We start from the raw sequence: 26,925 nt of genomic DNA on the forward strand, positions 1-26,925 counted from the left end.
ATTTTAGATTAATGAATAAAAAAATAATTGTTTACATGCCAGCTTTAAATGAAGCTAAAACAATACAAAAGGTATTGCAAAGTATTCCTGAAAACATTAAGGGAGTGCAAACAATTACAAAATTGATAGTAAATGATGGAAGTACAGATGCAACAGAAGAAGAAGCTAAACTAGCGGGGGCAACTGTAATTTCTCATGGTGTAAATAGAGGAGTGGGGTTTGCGTTTCAAACAGCAGTTAATTATGCACTAAAAGAGGAAGCAGATATTTTAGTCAGTATAGATGCAGATGGTCAATTTGATGTTAATCAAATTTCAAAAATGATTCAACCAATAATTGATGAAGAAGCAAGTTTTTGTATCGGTAATAGATTTGCTGAAAAGCGACACGAACATATGCCTAAAATTAAACATTGGGGAAACATGCAAGTTAATAAAATTATCAGTTTTATTACCAAAACTAAAATAAAAGATGCCTCTTGTGGATTTAGAGCCTATTCAAAAAAGTCTCTAATTAACTTGAATTTACATGGGAAATTTACCTATACTCACGAAACTATTTTGGATCTAATAAATAAAGGTTTTAAAGTAGAGCAAATACCAGTAAGTGTTACTTATTTTGAAGAGAGAAAATCCAGAGTAGCAAATAATGTTTTAAGTTATGGGTATAAAACATTGAAGATAATTACAAAAAGTCTGAGAGATTATAAACCATTTTATTTTTTTGGGATGATATCTCTAATCTTTTTTATTCTTGCATTAATTTCTGGTGGATTCGTATTATTACATTGGATATTAAAAGAAAGGATTACACCCTACAAGTTTATTGGTATTTCTAGTTTGATAGTGTTTTTAGTCTCCATTATTTTTCTAGTATTAGCATTTTTAGCTGATATGCTTGGAAGGATAAGACTAAATCAAGAAAAAATGCTACTTATGCTAAAGCAAAAAAAATTTAATGATGATTGATCATACAAGCCTAAACGCACAACCCGAGAACGAGGATTTTTCAGGCAAATACAAAAATGAAGGCATAATAGCAAAATATTTAGTAAACAATTATTTTAAGGCTGTTGAACGCTTAATTTCAAAAACAAAAAATACAGAAAGCTCACATGAAATAGGAATTGGAGAAGGTAGGTCTACTATGCGTTTAAAAAAAATGGCAGTAGGTCTAAGTGGCTCTGAATATGTTGATTATATGGTGCGTATTGCTCGAAAAAACAATCCTGATTTAAATATTTTTCAAGAAAGTGTATATGAACTAAAACATGAAAATAAAAGTGTTGATTTGGTGTTTTTATTAGAAGTTTTAGAACATTTAGACTATCCCGAGTTAGCCTTAAAAGAAATTAAAAGAATATCAAAAAGGTATTTGATTTTAGGAGTTCCAAGAGAACCTTTATGGAAGCTTCTCAATATCTGTAGATTTAAGTATGTAAAAAAATTGGGAAATACACCTGGTCATTTAAATCATTGGTCAAGAAAAGAGATAGTGAAATTGATAGAAGCTAACTTTGGAAAAGTAATAGCAGTAGAAACTCCTATTCCTTGGATCATTGTATTGGCTAAAAAAAATGGTACTCAATGATCTTTAATGTTAAAAATACACTGAAATCTAAAAATGTAACTTTAGTAAAAAAATATGTACTTATTAGTATCATTAGCTATATATATATATTTTCTAGTTTATTCGTTTTAATTGATGTTTTTAGTTTCAATGAAAGATTTTCTTTTATTATAGTTTATGGAATTGCGTACATTTTTTTATACATAGTACAACTTCGGTTTATATTCAATAAAAAGCATCATAAGAACAAATTCTACAAGTATATTTTTTCAATTTTTTTATTTTATTTATTGGCAAATCTGTTTTTTAATTTAGGATTATATATTAGATTAAATTATTTATTGGTGACTGCACTTACTGTTGTTTTATTAATGCCTATTAGATTATTAGTATTCAAAAATTATGTGTATAGAGATTAGATGTTTTTAAATTTAATTATATGATGATAGCTTTTTTAACACCAGAATATCCACATCCAAAAACTGGTAGTTCTGGTGGTATTGGTACAAGTATTTTAAACTTATCCAAGGCATTATCTGCTATGGGACATGAAGTTAGCGTACTTGTTTATCATCAAGATAAAGATGAACAATTCACTGAAAATGATATTCAATTTTATAGAATTAAAAATATAAAAGTAAAAGGTTTATCACTTATTTTGACCCAAAGAAAAGTAGAGCAGTTAATTAATAATTTACACAAGGCAGGTAAGGTAGATATTGTTGAAGCACCAGATTGGACTGGTTTTACGGCGTTTGTAAAGCCCAAGTGCCCTCTTATAATCAGAGAAAACGGGAGTGATACCTATTTTTGTTATTTAGATAAAAGAAAGGTGAAATATAAAAATAAGTTTTTAGAAAAACGAGCTCTGACCAAAGCTGATGGTGTTATAAGTGTAAGCGCCTATACAGGACATTTAACCAATAAATTAATGGGGTTGAATAAAAATTTTACTGTGATACCAAACAGTATTGATGCTGAACTATTTGAACCCAAGGCAAATACTACAACTAAAAAAACAATACTTTATTTTGGTACATTAATAAGGAAAAAGGGACTTTTCGAATTACCACATATTTTTAATATGGTATATGAAAAAGATAATGGTGTTGAACTTATTTTAGTGGGTAAAGATAGTGGGGATATAAAAACAGGTTCTTTTTCAACTTGGGAGTTAATACAATCTTTATTTAATAAAGAATCAATAAAAAAAGTAAACTATTTAGGAGCTGTAGAGTACTCCAAAATTCAAGATTTAATTAAACAAGCAAGCGTTTGTGTTTTTCCAACATTTGCAGAAGCCCTACCAGTGTCTTGGTTAGAAGCTATGGCTATGGAAAAAGCCATTGTAGCATCAAATATAGGTTGGGCAAATGAGATGATTGAAGATGGCGAAGAGGGCTTTTTAGTTTATCCAAAAAATCATAATGAATATGCTGATAAAATTTTAGATCTATTACATAGTAAAGAAAAACAAATACAATTTGGAAAGGCGGCCAGAGAAAAAGTAAAGAAAAAATTTAATCATAATCTGGTTGCTAAACGTTCCGTTGAATTTTATAAAAGTATACTCGCATCTTGTTAAAGTTAAAAGAACATATTGCACCTACAGGAGAAATAATTCTTTATATAGGTAAACCCAATTTACACTTGTTAAATGAATTGGTTTTAAAAGAGGGAGATATTTGGCATAGTGGTTTGGAGCAAGGTTATAAAAATGCATTTCCAGAAGTAGTGTATCAAGCAGTGGCTTATTTTTGGTACATAAATGATTTTGATGGTCTTGATAAATGTGTAAGTTGGAGAATAAACCCTAATGCTTTTGCAGTACGAAAGAAAGTTTGGGATTCTCTTAATGGGGTTGACTTAGATTATGACAATATTCAGATGTCGGCACTTGATTTCGGATTTAATACATTGCGTTACCAGGGGGGAATTCCTTTACATGTAAAGGGTTTATTTGAACCTGTAAAAGAAAAAGTAATCCTATCTGTAAAAGATATTTATACTTTTTATAGAAAGAACTTCAAAAAATCTCATAGTATTTATATGCTTGCACGGCAAGGTTTTTGGAAGTTAAAAGGGATTAAAGCATATAGAAATGCACAGCGAAATTTTGAGTTTAAGGATAAAAAAAATCAGTTAAAGCCAAGAGAACTTAATCCTATACAAGGCACTCCAAAGGTTAGTTACATCATTCCAACAATGATGCGACAAGAGTTTACAGTAAACCTTTTAAAAGATTTAGAAAATCAAACTTATAAACCTAATGAAGTTATTGTTGTAGACGCTACTCCAAAAGAAAAAAGAGACGTGTCTTTGTACAATTCTGAGAATTATTCGTTTAAAGTAGTTTTTAAGTGGCAAATAACCAAAGGAAGCTGTAGAGCAAGAAATGAAGCTATTGCTTTATGTACGGGCGATTATATTGTTTTTGGGGATGATGATATTAGGGTTCAATCAGATTTTATTGAAAATCATATTAGATTATTGCAAACTTATAAAGCAGAAGCTTGTAATGGTTTAGATATAAGGGCAGAACATCAACAACAAGATTTAAAAGATTTAGAAATTAAATTAAATGGACTAAGAGCGAAAAGGTGGAAAGTAGGAGCAGCCCAAGGCTTTAGTAATGCCAATTCTTGTGTATCTAAACGTGTTGTTGATAAATTGATTGGTAATGACATAAATTATGATGGAGGATATGGAGAAGATGCAGATTTTGGGTTGGAAATAACAAAGCTGGGAGTAACTGTTTTGAACAACCCTTTTTCAGTTAATCTACATCTAAAGCCACCACAAGGAGGGTATCGTTTTTGGGGAAAACAATCTAGCCTAAAAGGAAAAAACAGGAAAAAACAGCCTTGGGAACTAGATACACCAGTTAAATGGATTGTGCCAAAACCTAGTCCAACAATTATGTATCTGTTGTTTAAGCACTATAATAAAAGGCAACGTAAAGAATATAAAATTAAATATTTTGTATTTTATTTTACCAAAGCATCTAAAATAGAATTACCGTTAAAAGTTATTAAATTTCCTTTAAAAGTACTTCAATTTAATAAGTCTGTTTTTTATGCGAAAAAGTTAATGAAACTAGGAAAACGTACTGAATAATATGAAATTCTCATTGATTATATGTACTTACATGCGTCCTAAGCCATTGCAAAAATTATTGCAGTCCGTTAAGGAACAAACGCTTTATCCAAATGAAATACTAATTATTGATGGCTCATCTAATGAACAAACAGAAGAGATTTTAAACCAAAACCAGTTTAAGAATCTGAAATATTTTAAAGCAAAAGAAGAACATAGAGGGCTGACAAAACAACGTAATTATGGTGTTCAAAGAGTTGAGAAAGAATCTGAAATAATATGTTTTTTAGACGATGATACCGAGTTGTTTTTAGGTTATTTTGAAGCGATAATAAATACTTTTAAAAAGGATGAAACTGTAATAGGAGTTGGTGGGGTAGCAGTAAATGAATCAAGATGGTTGAAAAAGGATATTGCTAAAGTATACCCTAAGCATGAATACTATGAATTTGACGGTTATATAATTAAAGAAAGTTCAAGAAATGTAGTTAGAAACAAGTTTGGTTTGCAGTCCCCATTACCACCAGGGCATATGCCAGATTTTTCAAATGGCAGAACATATAGCTACCCTTTGAATAATAAAACTTATCAAGTAGATTTGTTAATAGGAATGTCTTTTAGTTTTAGAAAAGAACTATTTGAAAATATAAACTTTTCAACCTATTTTGAAGGTTATGGATTATATGAAGATGCTGATTTTAGTATACGAGCACTAGAACATGGTAAAAATGTAATATGTACTCAAGCGAAATTAAATCATTATCACGATCAATCTGGCAGACCCAATAAGTATAAGTATGGCAAAATGGTAGTGCGCAATGGCTGGTATGTATGGCGATTAAAATACCCTAAACCAAATCTAAAGGCAAGGCTAAAATGGAATCTTACCCTTTTCTTATTAACAATTATAAGAGGAACAAATATATTGACCACAAATCATAGAAAAGAGGCATTTACAGAAACTTTAGGAAGAGTGGTAGGCTGGTTTTCCTTATTTTTTTACAAACCAGGTATTAAAAGATGAAATTTGTTGTAATAACACACGTAGAACATAAGCAAATAGGACAAGATTTTTTTGCCTATGCACCTTATGTGCGTGAAATGAACTTATGGTTTAAATATATTGATGAAGTTGAAATTGTAGCATCGTTGGTGGTTCAGAAAAAATCTAAGATCGATTTAAAATACAAACATAAAAAGATTCGTTTTCAAAGTATCCCATCAATTCAATTTACATCTATAAGTAAAGCTTTTTTATCTCTTTTTAAACTACCAGTAATTCTTTTTGCTCTTTTTAAAGCTTGCAAAAAAGCTGACCATATTCACTTGCGATGTCCTGGTAATATTGGATTATTGGGCTGTTTGGTGCAAATGTTTTTTCCTAAGAAAGTTAAAACAGCAAAATATGCAGGGAACTGGAACCCGGATTCAAAACAACCATTAAGCTACAGGCTTCAAAAATGGATATTAAGTAATTCTTTTTTAACCAGAAATATAAAAGTTTTAGTTTATGGTAATTGGAAAAACCAATCAAAGAATATCAAACCTTTTTTTACAGCTACTTATAACAACTCAGAGGTTGAGAAAATTAGAGACAAGGAGTATTCACAAAGGCTAAATGTTATTTTTACTGGTAGCTTGGTAAGAGGAAAGCGGCCTCTTTTGGCAATAAGAATTGTAGAATCCCTATATAAACAAGGTATGGAAGTATACCTAAATGTTTATGGAGATGGTATTTTAAGGAAAGAGTTGGAGGATTATGTAGGTACTAGTAACCTTGATAGTATTGTCTCATTTCATGGAAATCAACCTAAAGAAACTATTAAAAGTGCCCTTAGGACTTCTCACTTTTCAATATTGCCATCAAAATCAGAAGGTTGGCCAAAAGCTATAGCAGAAGCTATGTTTTTTGGTGTTATACCTATTGCTACTAAGGTTTCTTGTGTTCCTTATATGTTGGATTATGGTAAAAGAGGCATTTTAATTCAGCCAAATTTAGAAGCAGCTGTTGCAGAAATCCAGGGCTATTTAAAAGATAATAAGCAGTTGAAAACAATGAGTAGAGAAGCTTTAAGCTGGTCTCAACAGTATACATTGGATGTTTTTGAAAAAGAGATTTCTAAATTATTAAGTAATTGATGAGGGTTTTACAACTTATAGATTCATTGCATGCAGGAGGCGCAGAACGCGTTGCGGTAAATTATGCAAATTCATTGTCACAGTATATTGAGGGGTCTTATTTGTGTACTACAAGAGATGAAGGTATATTGAAAGAAAACATATTGGATGCGGTTAGTTATTTGTTTGTAAATAAAAGGTCAGCTTTAGATGTAAAGGCTATAAAAAAGCTGAACCGCTTTATTAGAGTCAATAAGATAAATGTTATTCATGCACACAGCACCTCTTTTTTTATGGCCACTATTATAAAGCTATTTATTCCTGGAGTTAAGTTGATATGGCATGACCATTACGGAAAAAGTGAATATTTAGATAAAAGACCAAAATTTGTACTAAAATGGTGTTCACGGTTTTTTAGCCATATTTTTGTAGTAAATACAAAATTGGAAGCATGGGTAAAGGCTACACTTTATACAAAGTCTGTTACTTATTTGCCAAATTTTGCGATACAGGATGTTACAAAACCAAAAACATTGTTGAGAGGAGAAAACGGTAAGCGTATTTTACATTTGGCAAATTTAAGGTCGCAAAAAGATCACATAACACTTTTAAAAGCTTTTAATGAAATTATTAAACAACATGAAGACTGGACACTGCATTTGGTAGGTAAGGATTTTGGAGATAGTTATTCTGAATCAATCAAAGTATTTATAAATAATAATAACCTTAAACAACATGTTTTTATATATGGAAGTTGCCCTGATATCCATAATGTTTTAAACCAGTCTACTATAGGTGTTTTATCATCAAAATCGGAAGGCTTACCTTTGGCTTTGTTGGAATATGGTATGGCAAAATTACCTGTAATAGCTACTAAGGTAGGAGATTGCAATCAGGTTATTTCAAATTCAAATCAAGGGATTTTGGTTGAGCCAGAAGATCATAAGGCTTTGGCTAAGTCTATATTAAAATTAATTGATAATGATGACTTAAGAAAAAAAAATGCAGAGCATTTATATAAGAAAGTATTGTCTTCTTTTTCAGAATCTGAGAGTATTAAAGCATTAATTAACATCTATAAGCATTCAAAAAGGTGAAGCTAACATTATATTATAAACTTCTTATTTTTCATGTGATTCTGGCTATTGGGGTCTTTACATTTAGACCATTGGCCTTGGGCTACTTTTTGTTTATTATATTTTTTTTTAGTTATAAAATATTCAATAGCCCAAAGAAGCATAAGGCATATTATGTGCTATTGGCTTGTGCTTATGTTGTTGGAATTGAGGTGTTTTTAAGAATGAATGATGGTACTTTTTTTTATGAGGCCAGCAAATATTTGATTATCTTTTATATTCTATTGGGGATGTTTAGTAACAGCTTTTCCAATAAGTCTTTAATATTTATAATATATATATTACTGCTAATTCCCGGAATATTTGTTGCTGTTTCAGAAATGGGGTTTGAAACCAATATAAGAAAAGCAATAGCTTTTAATTTAAGTGGCCCTGTTTGTTTAGGAGTATCGGCCCTTTTTTGCTATAAGCGAAATATAACTTTTAACCAAATTAAGGCTATATTGTTGGCCTTTTTCTTTCCATTAGTAACTATGAGTGTGTATTTGGTGTTGTACACGCCCGATTTACAAGATGTTGTGGTGGGTACGGAATCTAATTTTGCCACATCCGGAGGGTTTGGCCCCAATCAGGTAGCCACAGTTTTAGGAATAGGGATATTTGTTATAGCGGTAAGGTTTTTTATGTCAAAAGAAGCTTTTATTCATAGGTTTTTAGATTTAATTTTTCTAAGTCTGCTGGGGTTCAGAGCTTTGGTGACTTTTAGTAGAGGAGGAGTTATTACAGCAATAATCATGATTTTGGGCTTTTTAAGTTTATACTACTTAAAAGTTAATCTAAAGGCAAGATTTAGAATTAAGTTTTCGTTACTTGTATTTTTTATAGCACTTATTTTTATTTGGTTAGTTAGCTCTGTACAAACAAGTGGTTTTTTAGAAAAACGTTATGCCAATCAGGATGCAGCAGGTAGACAAAAAGAAGACATTACAACAGGGCGTACAGATTTGATTGCTTTTGAATTTGGTGAGTTTTTAGACAATCCTTTTTTAGGGATTGGGGTAGGTAAAGTAAAAGAGGAGCGCTTAAATGAAACCGGTGTTACAGCAGCTTCTCATAATGAAATGACCCGTATTATTGCAGAGCATGGCCTATTTGGTGTTTTTGCTTTTTTGATATTATTAATTACCCCGTTGATTTATAGACTTAAGAACAGAAACAATATATTCCTTTTTTCGTTTTACTTATTTTGGTTGTTAACCATTAATCATTCAGCAATGCGGATTGCAGCTCCGGCATTTATCTATGCTTTATGTTTATTAAATATTACATATAAAACACCTGGGGCTAATAAAATAAAGAGGAGTGAAACGCATGTATCATAATGTCAAAAGAAACCTGTAAAAATATTGTCATTTGTGTATGAAAAATCTGCTTTACATAGGAAACCAGCTATTGACAAAAAATAAAACGGTTACTACTATTGATACTTTAAGTCGTGCTTTACAGATTGAGGGGTATAAGGTGATAACGGCTTCTAATAAGCGTAATATGGGGTTAAGGTTATTGGATATGCTTTATCAGGTCATAAAGTTTAGAAAACAAGTTGATTATGTATTGATAGATACTTACAGTACGTTCAACTTTTATTATGCCTATTTAGTAAGCCAGTTGTGCAGAATTTTAAAATTAAAATATATTCCCATTTTACATGGTGGAGATTTACCTAACAGATTAAAAGAATCCCCTAAATTATCAAAAGCTATATTTAAAAAGGCTTATATAAATGTAGCCCCTTCGTTGTATACAAAGTCAAATTTTGAAAATTTAGGATATCACAATATAATTTGTATCCCCAATACTATAGACTTGGAAAATTATAATTTTGAAGAAAGAGCGATTGGTAGTATTAGATTACTCTGGGTGCGTTCATTTTCAAAAATTTATAACCCCTTATTGGCAGTAAAGATTTTAAAGAGATTGAGAGCGTTGAATTTTAATGCAAGCCTGTGTATGATTGGGCCGGATAACGATGGAAGCCTAAAAGAAACCATGGTATTAGCAAACGAATTAGGAGTGGAAATAGAATTTACAGGAGGATTAACCAAAAAAGAATGGCATAAAAAAGCAAGGGCATTTAATATTTTTATAAATACAACTAATGTAGATAATATGCCTGTTACTGTTATTGAAGCTATGGCTTTGGGGTTACCTGTTATCTCAACTAATGTTGGGGGGATGCCTTTTTTAATAGAAAACAATAAAAATGGAATATTGGTAAAACCAAACTCTGTTAAAGCATTTGTAGAAGCTATCAAAAAAATAATAGATTCTCCAGATGTGTCAAATACAATGGTAAAAGAAGCCCGTAAAGATGTAGAACAATTTGATTGGAAAATTGTAAAAAGTAAATGGATTAAACTATTGGAATAAGTTACACCTAATTAAATTTACTTGTTATCTTTATGGCCTCTCAATTTAGCTACAGGGATGTTCAAAAATAATCGTAGTATTCATTTTAATATATCAGAACGTAAAGTTTTATTGCGCATTTTTGATATTGTATCAACACTCTTGTTGCTTTTTTTTGTAAGTAACACTTTTGATTTTGGCTATTTTACAATTACACAAGAAAAATGGAAGTGGGTTTTTGTTCTTATTTTGTATATATCAATCTTTGGAACGGTCTTTGAACTTTATGATTTACAAAAATCCAGTAAAATTGAAAAAGTAGCTACCAGTATTGTTTTTACGGTTTCTACAACCGTTCTTTTTTATCTTTTGACCCCATTTTTCACTCCTTTACTGCCAGATAATAGGTTGCAGATAGTATTCTTTTATTTTTCAATTCTCACTGCTCTTTTTATTTGGAGGTTGGCATACATAACATTTATTGTTTCTCCAAGGTTTTATAAAAAAGTATTAATAATTGGGGAAATTTCTAATATTGAGACTATTTTAGAAGCTTTTAAAGATTCAGATCCTAATTATAGAATTGTTGGATTTGTAAATTGTGAGGTAAATACATTAGAGTCTGTTAAGTTTAATACTATCCCTGAGTATAGTCCAAAACAGATTGAAGATGTTATAAAAAAAGAACATATTTCTGAAGTTTTGGTAGCAAGTTATAATTCTGATTCTATAACCTCAGAAATATATTATACACTTTTGAGGCTTCTTGAAAAAGGATTTCCCATAAATGAATATACCCAGGTGTATGAAGATATGACTCTTAGGGTTCCTGTTCAGTTTGTTGGAAAAGATTTTTATAGATATTTTCCTTTCAGCAGAAGCAATCAGAATAAACTCTATCTGTTTTTTCATTGGTTTTTTGATATTGTGATATCTCTTATAGGTATTGTATTAGGAACTGTTTTTTTACCGATTATTTTACTTGGAAATTTTATAGGTAACCGTGGCCCATTATTTTATTACCAGGAACGTATTGGTAAAAACGGAAAGGTATTTAAAATAATTAAGTACCGTACTATGATCAAGAATGCTGAAGAATCTGGTGCTGTTTGGGCTAAAAAAGGAGATGTTAGGGTTACCCCATTTGGGAAGTTTTTAAGGTGTTCAAGATTAGATGAGATTCCCCAGTTTATCAATATTATAAAAGGGGATATGAGTTTAATTGGCCCCAGACCAGAACGCCCTTATTTTGTTAAAGAGTTATCCAGCATGCTTCCTTTTTATGAAACCAGGCATATGATCAAGCCTGGGCTTACGGGCTGGGCCCAGGTAAAGACTAGATATGGCTCTTCAGTAGATGATAGTTTACTGAAGTTACAATATGATTTATATTATATTAAGCATAGAAGTTTTCTGCTCGATTTAAATATTTTAATAAAAACACTAAGTACCATTGTTTTTTTTAGGGGGCAATAATCTTATTGTCTATTAAAAAAAGAAACCAGGAATATATATCTTAAAAAGATGGCTATGAGTAAAGGTAGTAGCCCAATAGCAAAGACCTGTACGCCTAATATCCAATGTAAAGTTAACAGGCAAAGCAGGATAATCAACAGCTTTATATATTTAACAAACCATGGGCTTACTTTTTGCTTTATCAATTGACCAATTACAAAAATGTTAAGTGTAAAGGCCCAAAGCAAGTTGTAGTTTTGGTGAGTGGCAGTGTGATCAGTAGTAAACCAAAGTAATAAAAGTAAAATCCCTATTATCCCGGTAATTGAAAATAAGGTTAGGTCCAACCATTTACTTCGCTTATTATTTTTATAATTCTTGTAGGTTATAAAAATAATTAATAGTCCTATCGCTCCCAGAATGGCTAGTGGGCTGGTTAAAAAAGAGCCAGATTCAATTGTATGTTTTTGAGCATATAAAATACGTTTGCCTTTTACTAAGGGTTTATTGCTATATGTTGTAGCCTTTTCAAAAAAGGTATATATGTTCTCAGGTAAGAACATATGATCTTCAGCTGTGGCCTTTCTATCAATTACAGAGCCTAGAGCAATATCAATTCCTAAACTTCCCCAGGAATTTTTGTTGAGGTTATTTTGAATTAAGGTTCTAAATGTAGCTTCCTTATATGTCTCAGGAGTATTAAATGAGATTCTGTTGTTTAAGGTAAAATTTGTAACATCTTTGATTTTTGTGGCGCAATTATCAAAGAAAAAATCATATAAATACCTTCTGTTTCCAGGCTTATAATTATGAATCAAATAATCAAATAGTTTTTGTTTTTCTGATTGAGATAAGTCTAAAACCTGTTCTTTTATTGACCTGTCAAAGTATTTGTAAATTTGATAAAACTTGTTAAAATCTGTTTTACTTATTAGGTAATTTAATTTTCCCTGAGCAAACTTTAAGTAGAAATTTGGGGTATCAAAATCATATTCGCCATAACCATAAACAAGGTCAATTCCTTTTGAAGTGTCTTTTACTCTGAATGCACTATGACCAAAAGCATCATTTAAAGAAGTTCCCGGGCCAACGGTAAGCACGCTAATCTCGGCTTCATCAGTTAATTGATACTGTTGAGCTATTGATAACTCTATAACTAAAAAGAAGACTAAAAACAGAATTTTTTTTTGCATTATCTAAAGATACTAAAATCAAGTTTCAATGAAAATACGTTTGAATATAAGGCAACGCTCTGATCTCCTATATCAGTAAAAGCATAGTCAATTTGTATACCGTTATATTTAAAACCTAAACCAAAACTGGGTTGAAAACTAAGTTGCTCTGTATTGTCAATTTGTAATTCATTTTGAAAATTTCCCATTCCAGCCCGTAAATAAACCATGTCAATATAACCAAATTCAAAACCAAGCGCCGGATTTATACTGGCAAAAGAAGTAGATATGATATCATTATTTTCTTCAAACCGTACATTTAAATTTATTGAAGTTAGTAAGGTATAATCATAGTTAAAGTCCACTAATTTTGAAACGCCTAATTGTAATTTAGGAATGGTAATTTCGGTAGTTTCCGGTAATTCCTGATTCTGACCATCAACGGCATCTCTAATTGTAGCAAACTGTTCCTCATCTATGGCCCAGGCATTGAATGTAGTAGTTATATCTCTTGCCATGATGCCAAACTTCCAATCATTCTGAGTTTCAAATTGAAGCCCAAAATCTAAACCAAACCCCCAGGATGAAGCAAAATCACCAATAATGCGCCTAATTACTTTAGCGTTTATACCATAATTAAGCCCCTGAACCGGTAACCGCCTTGCATACGAAAAAGTTAATCCGTAATCAGCCGTAGAGAACAAGCTAATTCTATCATAGTTGATATTGCCTTGCTCATCAATAAGTTGCGTGGTGTTTAAAATATCATCAACAGCAAAACGTATTATGGAAAGCCCAATGGCACTACGGTCATCTAAGGGCATGGCATAGGCAGCATAATCATAATTGGCAATATTGGCAAAATAGCTGGAATGCATTAATGACAGTTGGTTATCTTCAATATTTACAAGTCCTGCCGGGTTCCAATAACCAGAGTTTACATCTGAGGTATGCGCTGTAACCGCACTACTCATTCCTAATGCTGCAGCGTCAACACCAATATTCATAAACTCGTTAGAATATTTTCTAGCGGTTTGACTGAATAAGGATATGGATATTACATAAAAAAATGTGGTTATGTAAGGTTTCAATCGCAATTTTTTTACAAAGATGCACATAATTTATAAACCTATAAACTTCAATTTAATGGAGATATTGTTTAATACTTGTATAAGACTCGAATTGTTTGTTATTTTTACAGCATCTAATTTTGTTATATGAAGCAATATATTCCTAATGGACTAACACTTTTAAACTTATTATGCGGAAGTATTGCTGTTATTTTTGCAGTAAATAACAATTTTGTAGCAGCTTCATTATTTGTATTTCTGGGTATCTTTTTTGATTTTTTTGATGGTTTTGCTGCAAGAAAATTGAATGTGCAAAGTGAGTTGGGGTTGCAATTGGATTCTCTGGCTGATATGGTGACCAGTGGATTGGTACCAGGCATTGTTATGTTTAAGCTTTTAGAATTAACTATTGATGTGCCTGAATCTATAATGTTTAAGAATGATTGGGATAATAACTTGGAATGGTATAGCTTTAAATTACAGGTATTACCTGTTTTAGGTTTATTAATTACACTGGCTTCTGCTTATAGATTGGCAAAATTTAACATTGACGAAGATCAACAAACCTATTTTAAGGGGCTGCCTACACCTGCTAATGCGTTATTGATATTATCCTTACCACTGATTTTAGAATTTCAGGATAGTGACCTTCTAAATACTATTATTCTTAATAAATGGTTTTTAATTGGATTGATCATTTTGAGTTGCTATTTGCTGAATTCTAATATTAAACTTTTCGCGCTAAAGTTTAAAGATTTTAGTTTTAAGGGAAATGCTACTCGATATAGCTTTATAATTTTGTGTGTGGTATTATTGACGGTTTTAAAATTTGCAGCCATACCAATGATTATATTAATTTATATAATTATGTCCGTATTAGATAATTTAACTTCAAAATAATATAAATGGCATCAGGTTTTTTTGCGCTTTTGGATGATATAGCAGCTTTAATGGATGATGTGGTAGTAATGAGTAAAATTTCTACCAAAAAAACAGCGGGTATATTAGGTGATGATTTGGCTGTTAATGCCGAAAAAGCAACAGGGTTTGTGTCTTCCAGAGAACTTCCTGTTTTATGGGCTATTACTAAGGGTTCGGCACTTAATAAATTAATCATTCTACCCATAGCTTTTTTGCTAAGTGCTTTTGCACCTTGGGGTGTAACACTGGCTTTGATTTTAGGAGGTGTCTATTTAGCATTTGAAGGGTTTGAAAAAGTATATCACTTTTTCTTTCCACATGCACATGAAGAACACAATGAAGACGAGTTTGCCAATACAACAGACTTATCAGAAGCTGAGCAGCTTGAAGAAGAAAAAAAGAAAATTAAATCTGCCATATTTACCGATTTTATTTTATCAGTTGAAATAGTAATTATTGCTTTGGGTACAGTAATTGGACAGCCCATTTTATTTCAAATCATGGTAGTTTCAATTGTTGCTATTATAGCTACTATTGGAGTTTATGGTATTGTGGCGCTGATTGTTAGGATGGATGATTTTGGTTTAAAACTGGTAAAACTAAGTAAGGGGAAAAGAAATGTGTCTTATATTATTGGTAACCTGTTAATTAGAACATTACCTATTGTTATAAAAAGCTTGTCCGTTATTGGAACTATTGCACTATTACTGGTAGCCGGAGGTATTTTTGTACATAATATAGGTTTTTTACATCACTTTTTAGAAATATTACCAGGCTTTCTAAGAGATTTTATAGTAGGGCTAATAGTAGGATTCATGGCATTCTTACTAGTACAGATTTTTCTAACTATTAAAAAAAAGCTTTAGTAAAAAAGTGGTATAACAGAAGCATAGCTGTAGAAATTAATCGTTTGGTTTTGGAGGTTTACTTTTATATGAGCGTTTAGCTTTTTTTAAGCTTTCGTTCAGCATCCATTCTATTTGGCCATTAGTACTGCGGAATTCATCCGCAGCCCATTTTTCAATAGCCTTCAGCATATCTTCATTAATACGCAATGCAAAAGCTTTTTTTTTAGCCATAATTGAATCTTAATTGTTTTTAAGCAAATATATTCCTTATTGATTTAATGTTCCCGTATTTAAGACCGGAGAAGCATCTTTATCTCCACAAAGTATGACCATAAGATTACTAACCATGGCGGCTTTTCGTTCTTCATCTAAATCAACAATTTCTTTTTTTCCCAATTCTTCAAGGGCCATTTCTACCATACTAACAGCACCTTCAACAATTTTATGTCTTGCAGCTACTATAGCTGTAGCCTGTTGACGTTTAAGCATAGCATTGGCAATTTCCTGTGCATAAGCCAAATAACCTATTCTAGCTTCCAGTACTTCTATTCCCGCAATAGATAAACGCTCATCTATTTCTTTTTCAAGAGTTTCACTAACCTCGTTAACGCTGGATCTTAATGTAATATCTTCAGTGTGTCCCTCATCAGCAAAATTATCGTAAGGATACATACTGGCTAGTTTGCGCACAGCAGCATCTGTTTGAACACGTACAAAATTTTCATAGTTATCAACGTCAAAAGCTGCTTTATAAGTATCCTGTACCCGCCAAACCAGAATAGTACTTATCATAATGGGGTTACCAAGTTTGTCATTTACTTTTAGACGCTCACTATCAAAGTTACTGGCTCGTAGTGAAATCTTCTTTTTAGTATAGAATGGATTAACCCAGTAAAATCCATTTTTATTAATGGTTCCAATATACTTACCAAAAAGTAAAAGTACTCTTGAGTTATTAGGTTGTACCATTATAAAACCAAAAGCAATAAATAGGGCAGTAATTATTGAAATAATGAAAAGTAGGTTTTTTGTTAAAATAACTCCAACAATGCTTCCAATGAACATAGCGAGAAAAATAAATAACATAAGATATCCATTGGCTGGTGTAATAATTTTTTCTTCTTTCATAATGTATGTGTGATTTAAAATGATATTATTTTGATATCATAAAGATATAATAAATATTTTAATATTTCAAATATTTTAAAATAAGAGGTACTACTGAATCATGAAAAAGTGATTCAACAGTTCAGATTAAATCAAGGTGATTGTGTTTATATAAAGCAATATAAAGCCGAGTGTTCTCTCGAAAAAAGAAGTTTTAAAGGGGTAATAGTTTTAAGAGAATAAGGAAAATAATGGATTGACGAGTAATGTGCTAGTCTCTGATCTTTTTTTTACGAAGCTCAAAATTTTGTCCCAGATACACTTTTCTTACCATTTCATCATTGGCCAATTCTTCAGGTTTTCCAGCTTTGAGAATACTACCTTCAAACATTAAATAAGTTCTGTCTGTTATAGCAAGTGTTTCTTGTACGTTATGATCTGTAATTAAAATACCGATATTCTTTTTGGTAAGTTGAGCCACAATACGCTGAATGTCCTCTACTGCAACAGGGTCTACACCAGCAAAAGGCTCGTCTAATAAAATAAAACTAGGGTCTGTTGCCAAGGCACGTGCAATTTCTGTTCTACGGCGTTCCCCTCCGGATAATAAATCACCTCTGTTTTTTCTTATATGCCCTAAACCAAATTCTTCAATAAGTGATTCCATTTTGTTTTGCTGCTCTTTCTTACTCAATTTAGTAAGCTGCAATACACTTAATATGTTATCTTCAATGCTAAGTTTTCTAAAAACTGAAGCTTCTTGTGCTAAATACCCAATTCCATTTTGTGCACGTTTATACATGGGGTATTTAGTGATTTCAGTATTATCTAAAAAAATGTGCCCGCCGTTAGGTTTTATCAAACCAACAATCATATAAAAGGATGTGGTCTTTCCGGCACCATTAGGTCCTAAAAGGCCTACTATTTCACCTTGATTCACTTCAAGAGAAACATCCTTAACAACTTTACGTCCACTATAGGACTTCATTAAATTTTCGGCTTTTAAAATCATATATTTATACTGAACGCTAAAAATAGTAAAATCATATACACAACAATACAGGCTTTTTAATTTTTTTATTTAATCTTGTTGCTCTAAAGCATCCCAAAATTCATATGCACGACGTAAATGAGGGATAACAATAGTTCCGCCTACCAAAGTTGCTATACTTAAAGCTTCTACAACCTCTTCTTTTTTTAATCCTAATCTATAACTGGTTTCTAAATGATATTTTACACAATCATCACAACGTAAAACAGCAGATGCCACTAAGCCTAGAAGCTCTTTTGTTTTAACATCTAGAGCGCCTTCAGAATAGGCATTAGTGTCTAAGTTAAAAATGCGCTTTATAACTTTATTATTGTCGCTTAAAATTTTATCGTTCATTTTAGAACGATAGTCATTGAATTCTTGGATTATATCAGACATTTTGCGCTTCTTTTCGTTTTTGATTTCTCACAACAATTTTAGAAATATAAATGCTTACCTGATATAATATTAAAATTGGAATAGCTACAATAATTTGACTTACTATATCTGGTGGTGTAATTATAGCAGATAAAACCAAAACTATGACCAATGCATACTTTCTATATTTTCGTAATATTTCTGGTGTTACAAGCCCAATTCTTGTAAAGAAATAAATGATGATTGGTAGCTCAAATATTAGTCCGGAAGCTAATGCAGAAGAACGTACCAGAGCCATATAGGAGCTAATGTCAATTTGATTATCAACTATAGTTGAAACACTATAATTTGCTAAAAAATTAATAGATAAAGGTGTTACAATATAATATCCAAAAAGTACTCCAATAAAGAAAAGTAGTGATGAAATTATAATAAACCCTCTGGAATGTTTTCTTTCGTTGTCATGTAAGCCCGGGCTAACAAATTTCCATAGTTGATAAATAACATAAGGAAAAGAAATAACAAATCCTCCTAAAATAGCTGTCCAGATATCTGCTGAAAATTGACCTGCCATAGTACGATTTTGAATAATCATAGGAACCTCCTCATTACAAAATGAAGTATCAACACCAAGGAAAGTGGCCCCTCTGCATAAGAAATTATAAGTTGGGAAACTCATTTCTAACGGTGCAAAAATGATTGATTCAAAAACAAATCGGCTAAAAATAAAAGCTAACGTAGCAACTATAACTACTGCCAAACAAATCCTAATTAAATGCCAGCGTAAATCTTCAAGATGATCTAAAAAAGACATCTCATTAATATCCTTTTTCACCATTATATAATTCCTTCTTTAATTAAATCATGCAAATGTACAATACCTGCATATTTTCCGTTTTCTTCTACTAACATTTGAGATATACCATGATCTTCCATGACCTCCAAGGCATCTATAGCCATAGCTTCAGATTTAATTTGTCTTGGGTTTTTACTCATAATATCCTTAGCTTTTAAGTTGGAGAAGTCGTCTGACTTACTTAACATTCTACGTAAATCACCATCAGTTATAATACCAACAATTTGATCGTTTTCAACTACTGCAGTTACGCCTAACATCTTTTCAGTAATTTCAATGATGATATCTTTAATATTAGTGTCCGGTGATACTTTTGGCTTTTCGTTTACAGAAGAAATATCCTGAACCCTCAAATACAGCTTTTTACCTAATGCTCCTCCCGGGTGATATTTTGCAAAGTCATTACTTGAAAAACCACGTAATTCTAATAAACTAACGGCAAGGGCATCACCAATTACCAATTGAGCCGTAGTACTGGTGGTAGGAGCTAAATTATTGGGGCAGGCTTCTTTTTCAACAAATGTATTTAAAATAAAATGGGCATGTTGCCCCAAAAAAGAATCAGGGTTACCTGTCATAGCTATCATTTTATTTTTGGCGCGTTTAATTAATGGAACCAACACTTTAATTTCCGGAGTATTCCCGCTTTTAGATATACAAATAACAACGTCATCTTCAAGAATCAAACCTAAATCGCCGTGAATGGCATCAGCCGCATGCATAAATATGGCTGGTGTTCCTGTAGAATTTAATGTAGCAACTATTTTACTGGCAATAATAGCACTCTTTCCTATTCCTGTAATGATTACCCTGCCTTTAGAATTGTATATAAGTTGAACGGCTTTTGCAAAATCATCGGTGATTAATGTGGACAAATTTAAAATGGCCTCACTTTCCATTTTAATAGTATGCTTTGCTATGTTAATTATAGAACTTTTATCTTTCAAAATTTAACTTTTTTGAGTTCATATTTAAAGATTTTATTATCTTTAATGAGATTCAAATTGAATTTTATTGTAATTTAGAAATTCGTTACAAAACTAACGAAAAAAAGATGAGGGTTCTTCAAATACATTATTAAATTAATTTATTCAAAATTTAGTATTTTTTTGAAGATGAAATAAGTAAATTAATTTTTTTAGAATTGATGTCGATAGCAAAAAGTGACTTACATGCTGCATTAAAAAAATATTTTGGATTTAATAAATTCAAAGGGCTTCAGGAAGATGTTGTAGGAAGTATATTATCAGGAAATCATACGTTTGTAATTATGCCAACCGGTGGAGGAAAATCACTCTGCTATCAGCTACCGGCACTTATGCAGGAAGGTACAGCCATTGTAGTCTCTCCTTTAATTGCATTGATGAAAAATCAGGTAGATGCTATTAGAGGTGTTTCAAAGGAAGACGGTGTTGCACATGTATTAAATTCTTCACTTAATAAAACAGAAGTTAGACAAGTTAAAGAAGATATAGTAAACGGTATAACAAAGTTGTTATATGTTGCACCAGAGTCATTAACAAAAGAAGAGAATGTAGAGTTTTTAAGAACGGTCAAGATTTCTTTTATGGCTATTGATGAGGCGCATTGTATAAGTGAGTGGGGACATGATTTTAGGCCGGAATATAGAAATTTACGCCATATCATTAAGCGTATAGGAGATAATATTCCTATTATCGGGTTAACGGCAACTGCAACGCCTAAAGTTCAGGAGGATATTATTAAAAACCTTGGGATCACAGGAGCAAAAACTTTCAAGGCATCATTTAACAGACCGAATTTATATTATGAGGTAAGGCCAAAAACAAAAAATGTAGATGCTGATATTATAAGGTTTATAAAGCAAAATGAAGGGAAATCAGGTATTGTTTACTGTTTAAGCAGAAAACGTGTTGAAGAGTTGGCACAAGTTCTACAAGTAAATGGTATTAATGCTGTGCCGTATCATGCCGGACTTGATGCGAAAACCAGATCAAGTCATCAGGATAAGTTTCTAATGGAAGATGTAGATGTGGTAGTGGCAACTATAGCATTTGGTATGGGTATAGATAAACCGGATGTGCGTTTTGTAATTCATCATGACATCCCCAAAAGTATTGAAAGTTATTATCAGGAAACCGGTAGAGCCGGACGTGATGGCGGCGAAGGACATTGTTTGGCATTTTATACTTACAAAGACATTGAAAAGCTAGAAAAATTTATGTCTGGTAAGCCTGTAGCGGAACAAGAAATTGGACAGGCCTTGTTACAAGAGGTTATTGCTTTTGCCGAAACGTCTATTTCAAGAAGAAAGTTCATTTTACATTATTTTGGAGAAGACTTTGATAATGAAACCGGTGAGGGGGGAGATATGGATGACAATATAAGACATCCTAAAAAGAAAACTGAGGCCAAAGATGATGTTAAATTGTTATTGGAAATTATTAATGACACCAATGAAAAATACAAGTCTAAAGATTTGGTAAATGTTATAGTTGGAAAAGAAAATGCATTAATTAATTCTCATAAAACCAATGAGCAACCCTTTTTTGGAAAAGGAAAAGGAAAAGATAATAAATATTGGATGGCCTTATTGAGGCAGGTCTTGGTAGCTGGTTATCTTAGAAAAGATATTGAAACTTATGGTGTTATAAAGCTGGTTGATACCGGTAAGGCTTTTATAGAAAAGCCTGAATCATTCATGATGACTGAAGATCATGTATTTGAGGGAGAGCAAGAAGATGGAACCATTATAACGGCTTCAAAAGCAGGAGCTGCAGTAGCAGATAATGTTTTAATGGGAATGCTTAAAGATTTACGCAAACGGAATGCAAAAAAATTAGGTGTACCCCCATTTGTGATATTTCAAGACCCCTCTTTAGAAGATATGGCCTTAAAGTACCCTATAAATTTAACAGAACTTGCTAATGTTCATGGAGTGGCAGATGGTAAGGCAAAAAAATATGGTAAAGACTTTGTTGTATTAATTGGTAAATACGTTGAAGAAAATGATATCATTCGTCCTGATGATTTGGTAGTAAGATCAACAGGAAGTAATTCTGCAAATAAATTGTATATCATTCAAAATATTGATAGAAAATTACCGCTTGATGATATTGCATCTTCAAAGGGCATGAGTATGGAAGAATTCATCAAAGAAATGGAAGTCATCGTATACTCAGGAACAAAATTGAATATTGATTATTGGATTCATGAGGTGTTAGATGAAGATCAGCAAGAAGAAATCCATGATTATTTTATGGAATCAGAGTCTGATGATATAGATGATGCCATTGAAGAATTTGATGGGGATTATGATGATGAAGAACTTCGTTTATATCGTATTAAATTTATTAGTGAAGTGGCTAATTAATTCTGCAATCATTTAAATTAAAAACGATTGTATCTTGATATTAAAAATCTTAATTCGTTAATCTAAAATCGTTAATCATTTTTCTATCTTTGCACTTTCTTAAAAATTAGAACAATGCAAGACGGTTTATACGCAAAATTTAATACAACAAAAGGAGAGATCCTTGTTGCTCTTGAATACAAAAAAACACCAGGAACAGTTGGTAACTTTGTGGCATTAGCAGAAGGGAATTTAGAAAATAAAGTAAAAGCTCAGGGAACACCTTACTATGATGGGTTAAAATTTCATAGAGTTATTCCTGATTTCATGATTCAAGGGGGGTGCCCTCAGGGTTCAGGTGCTGGTAATCCGGGCTATCAATTTGATGATGAGTTCCACCCGGACTTAAAACATGATGGACCAGGTGTATTATCTATGGCCAATGCCGGACCAGGAACAAATGGAAGTCAATTTTTCATCACTCATATAGAAACCCCTTGGTTAGATAATAAGCATACCGTTTTTGGTAAAGTAGCGCATGGACAAGAGGTTGTTGATGCTATTCAGCAGGATGATAAAATAGAAGCTTTAGAAATTGTTCGAGTTGGAGCAGAGGCAGAGGCATACAATGCTATAGAAGCATTTAGAACATTTGAAGGCTCAAGAGAAAAAAGAATTACTGAAGCTAAGAAGGCAGCAGAAGCAGAGTTAGATAAACTAGCTTCCGGATTTAATAAAACAGATAGTGGATTACGTTATCAAATACTTCAGGAAGGAGATGGTGCTAAAGCTGAAAAAGGTAAAACGGTCTCTGTACATTATAAAGGACAGTTATCTGACGGAACTGTTTTTGACTCTTCATACAAACGAAATCAACCTATAGATTTTCCTTTAGGCCTTGGACAGGTAATTCCGGGATGGGATGAAGGTATTCAATTATTGCGTATTGGAGACAAAGCACGTTTAGTAATACCAAGCCACCTGGCTTATGGAAGTGCCGGAGCAGGAGGGGTTATTCCTCCCGATGCAACCTTAATTTTTGATGTAGAATTAATGAATGTTAAGTAAAGTCATTAATGTATAAGAATTAAAAAAGCTGTCTTAAATTAGACAGCTTTTTTTATATGTCTCATTAAAATATGATAATTTCTTTGATTATATTTAACCATGACAAATCAAGAATTAGAGAAATTAAAATATCCAATTGGGCAGTTTGAGTGCCCGAATAATATTTCAAAAGAAAATATTGAAGCCTGGATATCCATTTTAGAGCATTTTCCAGATCGATTAGAAAAGTTGGTTAAAGGATTAAGTAACGAGCAATTAGACACAGTGTATAGACCAGACGGATGGACTGTTAGGCAAGTGGTTCACCATATTTCAGATAGCCATCACCATAGTTATACACGATTTAAGTGGTCGCTAACAGAAGAAAAACCACTTATCAAAGCATATTTTGAAGATCGTTGGGCAGAGCTCGCAGATTCAAAAACAGCTCCAATTCAAATGTCCTTAGATCACATTAGAGTTATTCATCATAAACTTGTATATTTTCTTAAAACATTATCTGAAGAAGACCTGAATAAAAGTTTTGTACATCCTGAAATAAACAGCGAAGTGAGACTAAACTTTAATATAGGTAATTATGCATGGCACAGTAACCATCATTATGCCCATATTGAAAATTTAATGAAACGTAAAGGTTGGTTTTAAATGATTAGACCAGTACATAGTAATGATGCACAGGCATTGCTTGATATATATAATTATTATGTGATACATACCGCAGTGACTTTTGATATAGAACCACTGTCAATACAGATATTTAAAGATAAACTAAACCATATAAATGCAGACTACCCCTTTATAGTTTATGAGGACAATAATGAAGTTTTAGGATATGCTTATGGAAGTAGGTTTAGACCTAAACCAGCTTATGGTTATGTGGTAGAGTCTACGGTTTATGTTAAGCATACAGCACATGGAAAGCAAATAGGAACTAAGCTGTATGCTGAATTATTGAACCTTCTAAAGCAAACTGATCTACACACAGTTTTGGGGGTGCTTACCATACCTAATGAAGCAAGTATAAAACTTCATGAGAGATTTGGATTTAAGCAAGTTGCCTATTTAAAAGAAGTGGGCTTAAAATTTAATAAATGGCAACATGTAGGTATTTGGCAATTACATTTGAAGTGATGAGTTGTTAAAATCTGATTTTAAGCTTATTAAACATAATATTAAAAAGGTTTATAGTCATACCGTATGACTATAAACCTTTTCCTTTTATATTATATTACTTCTCTTAATTTGTCACCTTCTAACTGATGGTCTAGAGGCTGGCCTGGATGAAGGCATAGCCGAAGGGCGGCTCATAGGCCTTGGTGCTGGCCTTGTGGACGGCATACTTGGTCTGGTAGACGGTCTTGTATTAGGAAACGTAGGCCTGGTATTGGGAACGTTTGGCCTTGTTGTAGGTGTTGTAGGCCTTGTGGTTGGTGTACTAGGTCTTGTTGTGGGAACATTAGGCCTTGTTTCAGGTGTTGTTGTAGGCACATTAGGTCGTGTTTCCGGAGTTGTAGTTGGTACGTTAGGACGCGTTTCAGGTGTTGTTGCAGGTACATTAGGTCTTGTCTCCGGCCTTGTGGTAGGTACATTAGGTCGTGTAGACGGTCTTGTTGCAGGCGTATTAGGACGAGTTACCGGTCTGTTATAATGGCTTACACCTCTTCTGTTTCTATATATAGGGTGAGATGGCCTTGGACGACGTCCGGGACGATAATATGGGGGCCTGTAAAACGGAGGTCCCCAGTGGTGGAATCCCCATCCCCAATAAGAATAGCCATACCAAAAAAATGGAGAGCCAAACCCAAAGCCAAAACTCCATCCGTACCAAGGATTATAACGAACAGAAAAACCATAAGAATAATGGTAATGGTAATAATGCCCTCTATACCAAGGATTATAATAGAAACCAGTACCATATACTATAGTTGGTCCATATACATAACATCCGTAATATCCGGGAGTATAACCAACGTACACTCTTGTTGGAGACGTTTCATAAATGTATACATATTTGGTATTGTACCTTGGGTTTTCGGCCGGTATTTTTTCAACTTCATTTGGACGTTCATCGGCTACTTGCCATGGCCCATTAGGGCTATTAGATTTAAACCATATGGCATTATCACACAAATAATACGTTTGATTATCTTTAAAAACGGCACTTTCTGTATTTACAGCATATTGAAGGTTTAAATTTTTAATATTTTGAAATTCAGGAGAACCATTATATTCAACTGTAGTAGCTTTTGTGTCTCTTTCTACCGCAGCCGTTTGTGGGATTTGTGCATCATAAATGGCATCTTTAGCTTCCTTGGTTCCAGGCACATTACTTAAAATATCTGCCTTTTTGCTGTCACTTGAAATATTTTTAAAATCATTTGGAAGTTTTTCCGCAGCTACATAGTTCCATGGCCCTTTAACGTTTTTTGTCGTAAACCAACGTCCGGATAATAACACATAATAAGTTTGTGAGCCTACATGCATAAAAATATTACTTTCTGTGTTCTCTACGTATAGTAAATTAGTATTTTGAATAGGGCTATATTTAGGCTCTCCATCAAAGACAATTAATTCTGATGGTTCAGTAACTACAACTATTTTTGGAGCTGATCCTGAATAAGCATCATCGGTAGATTCTTCATTGTTTTGTGATTCCGCCTTTTTAGCAATATTTCTAACTTTTGAAGGCGCTTTTTGAGTTTGTATCCATGGTCCTAAAGGGTTTGATGATTGATACCAAAAGTCACCGCCTTTTAGATAATATCTTTTTTCTTTTTTTACATAAATGATAAATGCACCGGTATTCTCAACTAGATCATAACCTTTCTCTATTTCTTTTAACTTTGGTTCACCATCTATAAGAATCAGTGCACTGGGTTCATTGGCAAAAAGAATTTTAGGAGGTGCATTATTAAGTGCTGATGTTGTGACACTAACCTCTTCTAAGTTATTTATCAATTCATCTATTGAAAATTCAATATTCCATTTAGGAATTTCTCCATTAACTAGATTTTGAAGCTTCACCTTTTGATCCGTTGTCATCTCATATGGAAGTCTTATTTCTTCAATTTTTACAGATGCCAAAGATGCTTGCCTGCTATTTCTATCTACATCCAATAGAGATGTTGCCCATATCATTCCAAATACCGGATCTTTATCTTTTTCTTTAACAGCAAAAGCCATATTTGATTCCAGTTTGTTATCTATGTAACTAAGGCTTTCCGGTTGATAAATGGTTATAGTATAGTCTCCGGATATAATATCCTTAGGCCAATTTTGAGCAGAGCCTTCCTGCGCTTTTAAAGAACAGGAAATTAATGCAAAGAGTAAAAAGAGTTTTGAAATGTAATTTTTGAAATGTGCCATTTTTAAAAAGTTGTTTGTGTTAAACACCATATATAAGGGTATACTAATATACTTA

At 32.4% G+C, this 26,925-nt stretch carries 25 protein-coding genes; 16 read left to right on the forward strand and 9 right to left on the reverse strand.

Annotated elements, in window-relative coordinates; all coding sequences use genetic code 11:
* Positions 1-11: 11 nt before the first annotated feature.
* The 10 genes from VOI54_RS10005 to VOI54_RS10050 all read left to right on the forward strand — a co-directional run bounded on the left by VOI54_RS10005 (position 12) and on the right by VOI54_RS10050 (position 11,744).
* Positions 12-968: a glycosyltransferase family 2 protein gene (locus VOI54_RS10005; protein WP_326282651.1), complete on the forward strand. Its 957-nt coding sequence runs from the start codon at positions 12-14 to the stop codon at positions 966-968.
* Positions 958-1,590 (forward strand): class I SAM-dependent methyltransferase, encoded by a 633-nt coding sequence (locus tag VOI54_RS10010; protein WP_326282652.1) that lies wholly within the window; start codon positions 958-960, stop codon positions 1,588-1,590. The genes VOI54_RS10005 and VOI54_RS10010 overlap by 11 nt, the downstream gene beginning before the upstream one ends.
* Positions 1,591-2,008: 418 nt before the next feature.
* Positions 2,009-3,154 carry a glycosyltransferase family 4 protein gene (locus tag VOI54_RS10015; RefSeq protein WP_326282653.1) on the forward strand — a complete coding sequence of 382 codons (1,146 nt, stop codon included), beginning with the start codon at positions 2,009-2,011 and terminating at the stop codon, positions 3,152-3,154.
* Positions 3,148-4,686: a glycosyltransferase family 2 protein gene (locus tag VOI54_RS10020; protein ID WP_326282654.1), complete on the forward strand. Its 1,539-nt coding sequence runs from the start codon at positions 3,148-3,150 to the stop codon at positions 4,684-4,686. Before VOI54_RS10015 ends, VOI54_RS10020 begins: the two co-directional genes overlap by 7 nt.
* Position 4,687: 1 nt before the next feature.
* Positions 4,688-5,689: a glycosyltransferase family 2 protein gene (locus VOI54_RS10025; RefSeq protein WP_326282655.1), complete on the forward strand. Its 1,002-nt coding sequence runs from the start codon at positions 4,688-4,690 to the stop codon at positions 5,687-5,689.
* Positions 5,686-6,804, forward strand: coding sequence for a glycosyltransferase family 4 protein (locus VOI54_RS10030; protein ID WP_326282656.1), 1,119 nt, complete (start codon positions 5,686-5,688; stop codon positions 6,802-6,804). The genes VOI54_RS10025 and VOI54_RS10030 overlap by 4 nt, the downstream gene beginning before the upstream one ends.
* Positions 6,804-7,880, forward strand: a complete 1,077-nt coding sequence (locus VOI54_RS10035; protein ID WP_326282657.1) for a glycosyltransferase — start codon at positions 6,804-6,806, stop codon at positions 7,878-7,880. The genes VOI54_RS10030 and VOI54_RS10035 overlap by 1 nt, the downstream gene beginning before the upstream one ends.
* Positions 7,877-9,241, forward strand: coding sequence for an O-antigen ligase family protein (locus tag VOI54_RS10040; RefSeq protein WP_326282658.1), 1,365 nt, complete (start codon positions 7,877-7,879; stop codon positions 9,239-9,241). Before VOI54_RS10035 ends, VOI54_RS10040 begins: the two co-directional genes overlap by 4 nt.
* 37 nt (positions 9,242-9,278) lie before the next feature.
* The gene (locus VOI54_RS10045; RefSeq protein ID WP_326282659.1) at positions 9,279-10,289 is read left to right on the forward strand and encodes a glycosyltransferase family 4 protein; all 1,011 of its coding nucleotides are present in this window, start codon (positions 9,279-9,281) and stop codon (positions 10,287-10,289) included.
* Between the two features lie 57 nt (positions 10,290-10,346).
* Positions 10,347-11,744 (forward strand): sugar transferase, encoded by a 1,398-nt coding sequence (locus VOI54_RS10050; RefSeq protein WP_326283150.1) that lies wholly within the window; start codon positions 10,347-10,349, stop codon positions 11,742-11,744.
* Positions 11,745-11,746: 2 nt separating this feature from the next.
* Here VOI54_RS10050 and VOI54_RS10055 read toward each other — a convergent pair whose 3' ends face one another.
* Together VOI54_RS10055 and VOI54_RS10060 are read right to left on the reverse strand one after the other, a co-directional pair.
* Positions 11,747-12,916: a lipoprotein N-acyltransferase Lnb domain-containing protein gene (locus tag VOI54_RS10055; protein ID WP_326282660.1), complete on the reverse strand. Its 1,170-nt coding sequence runs from the start codon at positions 12,914-12,916 to the stop codon at positions 11,747-11,749.
* The gene (locus VOI54_RS10060; protein ID WP_503619836.1) at positions 12,916-13,986 is read right to left on the reverse strand and encodes a putative type IX sorting system protein PorV2; all 1,071 of its coding nucleotides are present in this window, start codon (positions 13,984-13,986) and stop codon (positions 12,916-12,918) included. Before VOI54_RS10060 ends, VOI54_RS10055 begins: the two co-directional genes overlap by 1 nt.
* A gap of 126 nt (positions 13,987-14,112) precedes the next feature.
* On the opposite strand from VOI54_RS10060, the gene VOI54_RS10065 reads away from it, so the two are divergent.
* The gene (locus tag VOI54_RS10065; RefSeq protein WP_326282661.1) at positions 14,113-14,865 is read left to right on the forward strand and encodes a CDP-alcohol phosphatidyltransferase family protein; all 753 of its coding nucleotides are present in this window, start codon (positions 14,113-14,115) and stop codon (positions 14,863-14,865) included.
* Between the two features lie 5 nt (positions 14,866-14,870).
* Complete coding sequence (locus VOI54_RS10070; RefSeq protein WP_326282662.1) at positions 14,871-15,752, forward strand: DUF808 domain-containing protein; 882 nt, start codon at positions 14,871-14,873, stop codon at positions 15,750-15,752.
* A gap of 36 nt (positions 15,753-15,788) precedes the next feature.
* Here the strand turns inward: VOI54_RS10070 and VOI54_RS10075 are convergent, their stop codons facing one another.
* From VOI54_RS10075 to VOI54_RS10100, 6 genes are all read right to left on the reverse strand, one after another.
* Positions 15,789-15,965, reverse strand: a complete 177-nt coding sequence (locus tag VOI54_RS10075) for a type II toxin-antitoxin system antitoxin (protein ID WP_326282663.1) — start codon at positions 15,963-15,965, stop codon at positions 15,789-15,791.
* Positions 15,966-16,001: 36 nt separating this feature from the next.
* The gene (locus VOI54_RS10080; protein ID WP_326282664.1) at positions 16,002-16,862 is read right to left on the reverse strand and encodes an SPFH domain-containing protein; all 861 of its coding nucleotides are present in this window, start codon (positions 16,860-16,862) and stop codon (positions 16,002-16,004) included.
* Between the two features lie 250 nt (positions 16,863-17,112).
* Positions 17,113-17,853 carry an LPS export ABC transporter ATP-binding protein gene (gene lptB / locus VOI54_RS10085; protein ID WP_326282665.1) on the reverse strand — a complete coding sequence of 247 codons (741 nt, stop codon included), beginning with the start codon at positions 17,851-17,853 and terminating at the stop codon, positions 17,113-17,115.
* A gap of 69 nt (positions 17,854-17,922) precedes the next feature.
* The gene (locus VOI54_RS10090) at positions 17,923-18,270 is read right to left on the reverse strand and encodes a carboxymuconolactone decarboxylase family protein (protein ID WP_326282666.1); all 348 of its coding nucleotides are present in this window, start codon (positions 18,268-18,270) and stop codon (positions 17,923-17,925) included.
* Complete coding sequence (gene tatC / locus VOI54_RS10095; protein WP_326282667.1) at positions 18,263-19,087, reverse strand: twin-arginine translocase subunit TatC; 825 nt, start codon at positions 19,085-19,087, stop codon at positions 18,263-18,265. The genes VOI54_RS10090 and tatC overlap by 8 nt, the downstream gene beginning before the upstream one ends.
* Positions 19,087-20,004, reverse strand: coding sequence for a KpsF/GutQ family sugar-phosphate isomerase (locus VOI54_RS10100; protein ID WP_442809384.1), 918 nt, complete (start codon positions 20,002-20,004; stop codon positions 19,087-19,089). The genes tatC and VOI54_RS10100 overlap by 1 nt, the downstream gene beginning before the upstream one ends.
* A 248-nt stretch (positions 20,005-20,252) precedes the next feature.
* Here VOI54_RS10100 and VOI54_RS10105 point away from each other — a divergent pair, with 248 nt between their 5' ends.
* From VOI54_RS10105 to VOI54_RS10120, 4 genes are all read left to right on the forward strand, one after another.
* Positions 20,253-22,457 carry a RecQ family ATP-dependent DNA helicase gene (locus tag VOI54_RS10105; RefSeq protein ID WP_326282669.1) on the forward strand — a complete coding sequence of 735 codons (2,205 nt, stop codon included), beginning with the start codon at positions 20,253-20,255 and terminating at the stop codon, positions 22,455-22,457.
* Positions 22,458-22,571: 114 nt separating this feature from the next.
* Positions 22,572-23,504 carry a peptidylprolyl isomerase gene (locus VOI54_RS10110; protein ID WP_326282670.1) on the forward strand — a complete coding sequence of 311 codons (933 nt, stop codon included), beginning with the start codon at positions 22,572-22,574 and terminating at the stop codon, positions 23,502-23,504.
* 99 nt (positions 23,505-23,603) lie between these two features.
* Complete coding sequence (locus VOI54_RS10115; RefSeq protein WP_326282671.1) at positions 23,604-24,149, forward strand: YfiT family bacillithiol transferase; 546 nt, start codon at positions 23,604-23,606, stop codon at positions 24,147-24,149.
* Positions 24,150-24,635, forward strand: a complete 486-nt coding sequence (locus tag VOI54_RS10120) for a GNAT family N-acetyltransferase (protein ID WP_326282672.1) — start codon at positions 24,150-24,152, stop codon at positions 24,633-24,635.
* Positions 24,636-24,749: 114 nt separating this feature from the next.
* Here VOI54_RS10120 and VOI54_RS10125 read toward each other — a convergent pair whose 3' ends face one another.
* Positions 24,750-26,870 (reverse strand): hypothetical protein, encoded by a 2,121-nt coding sequence (locus VOI54_RS10125; protein WP_326282673.1) that lies wholly within the window; start codon positions 26,868-26,870, stop codon positions 24,750-24,752.
* Positions 26,871-26,925 lie beyond the last annotated feature (55 nt).

It is taken from the genome of Alterotamlana spongicola (assembly GCF_035818475.1).
Lineage (GTDB): Bacteria > Bacteroidota > Bacteroidia > Flavobacteriales > Flavobacteriaceae > Cognatitamlana.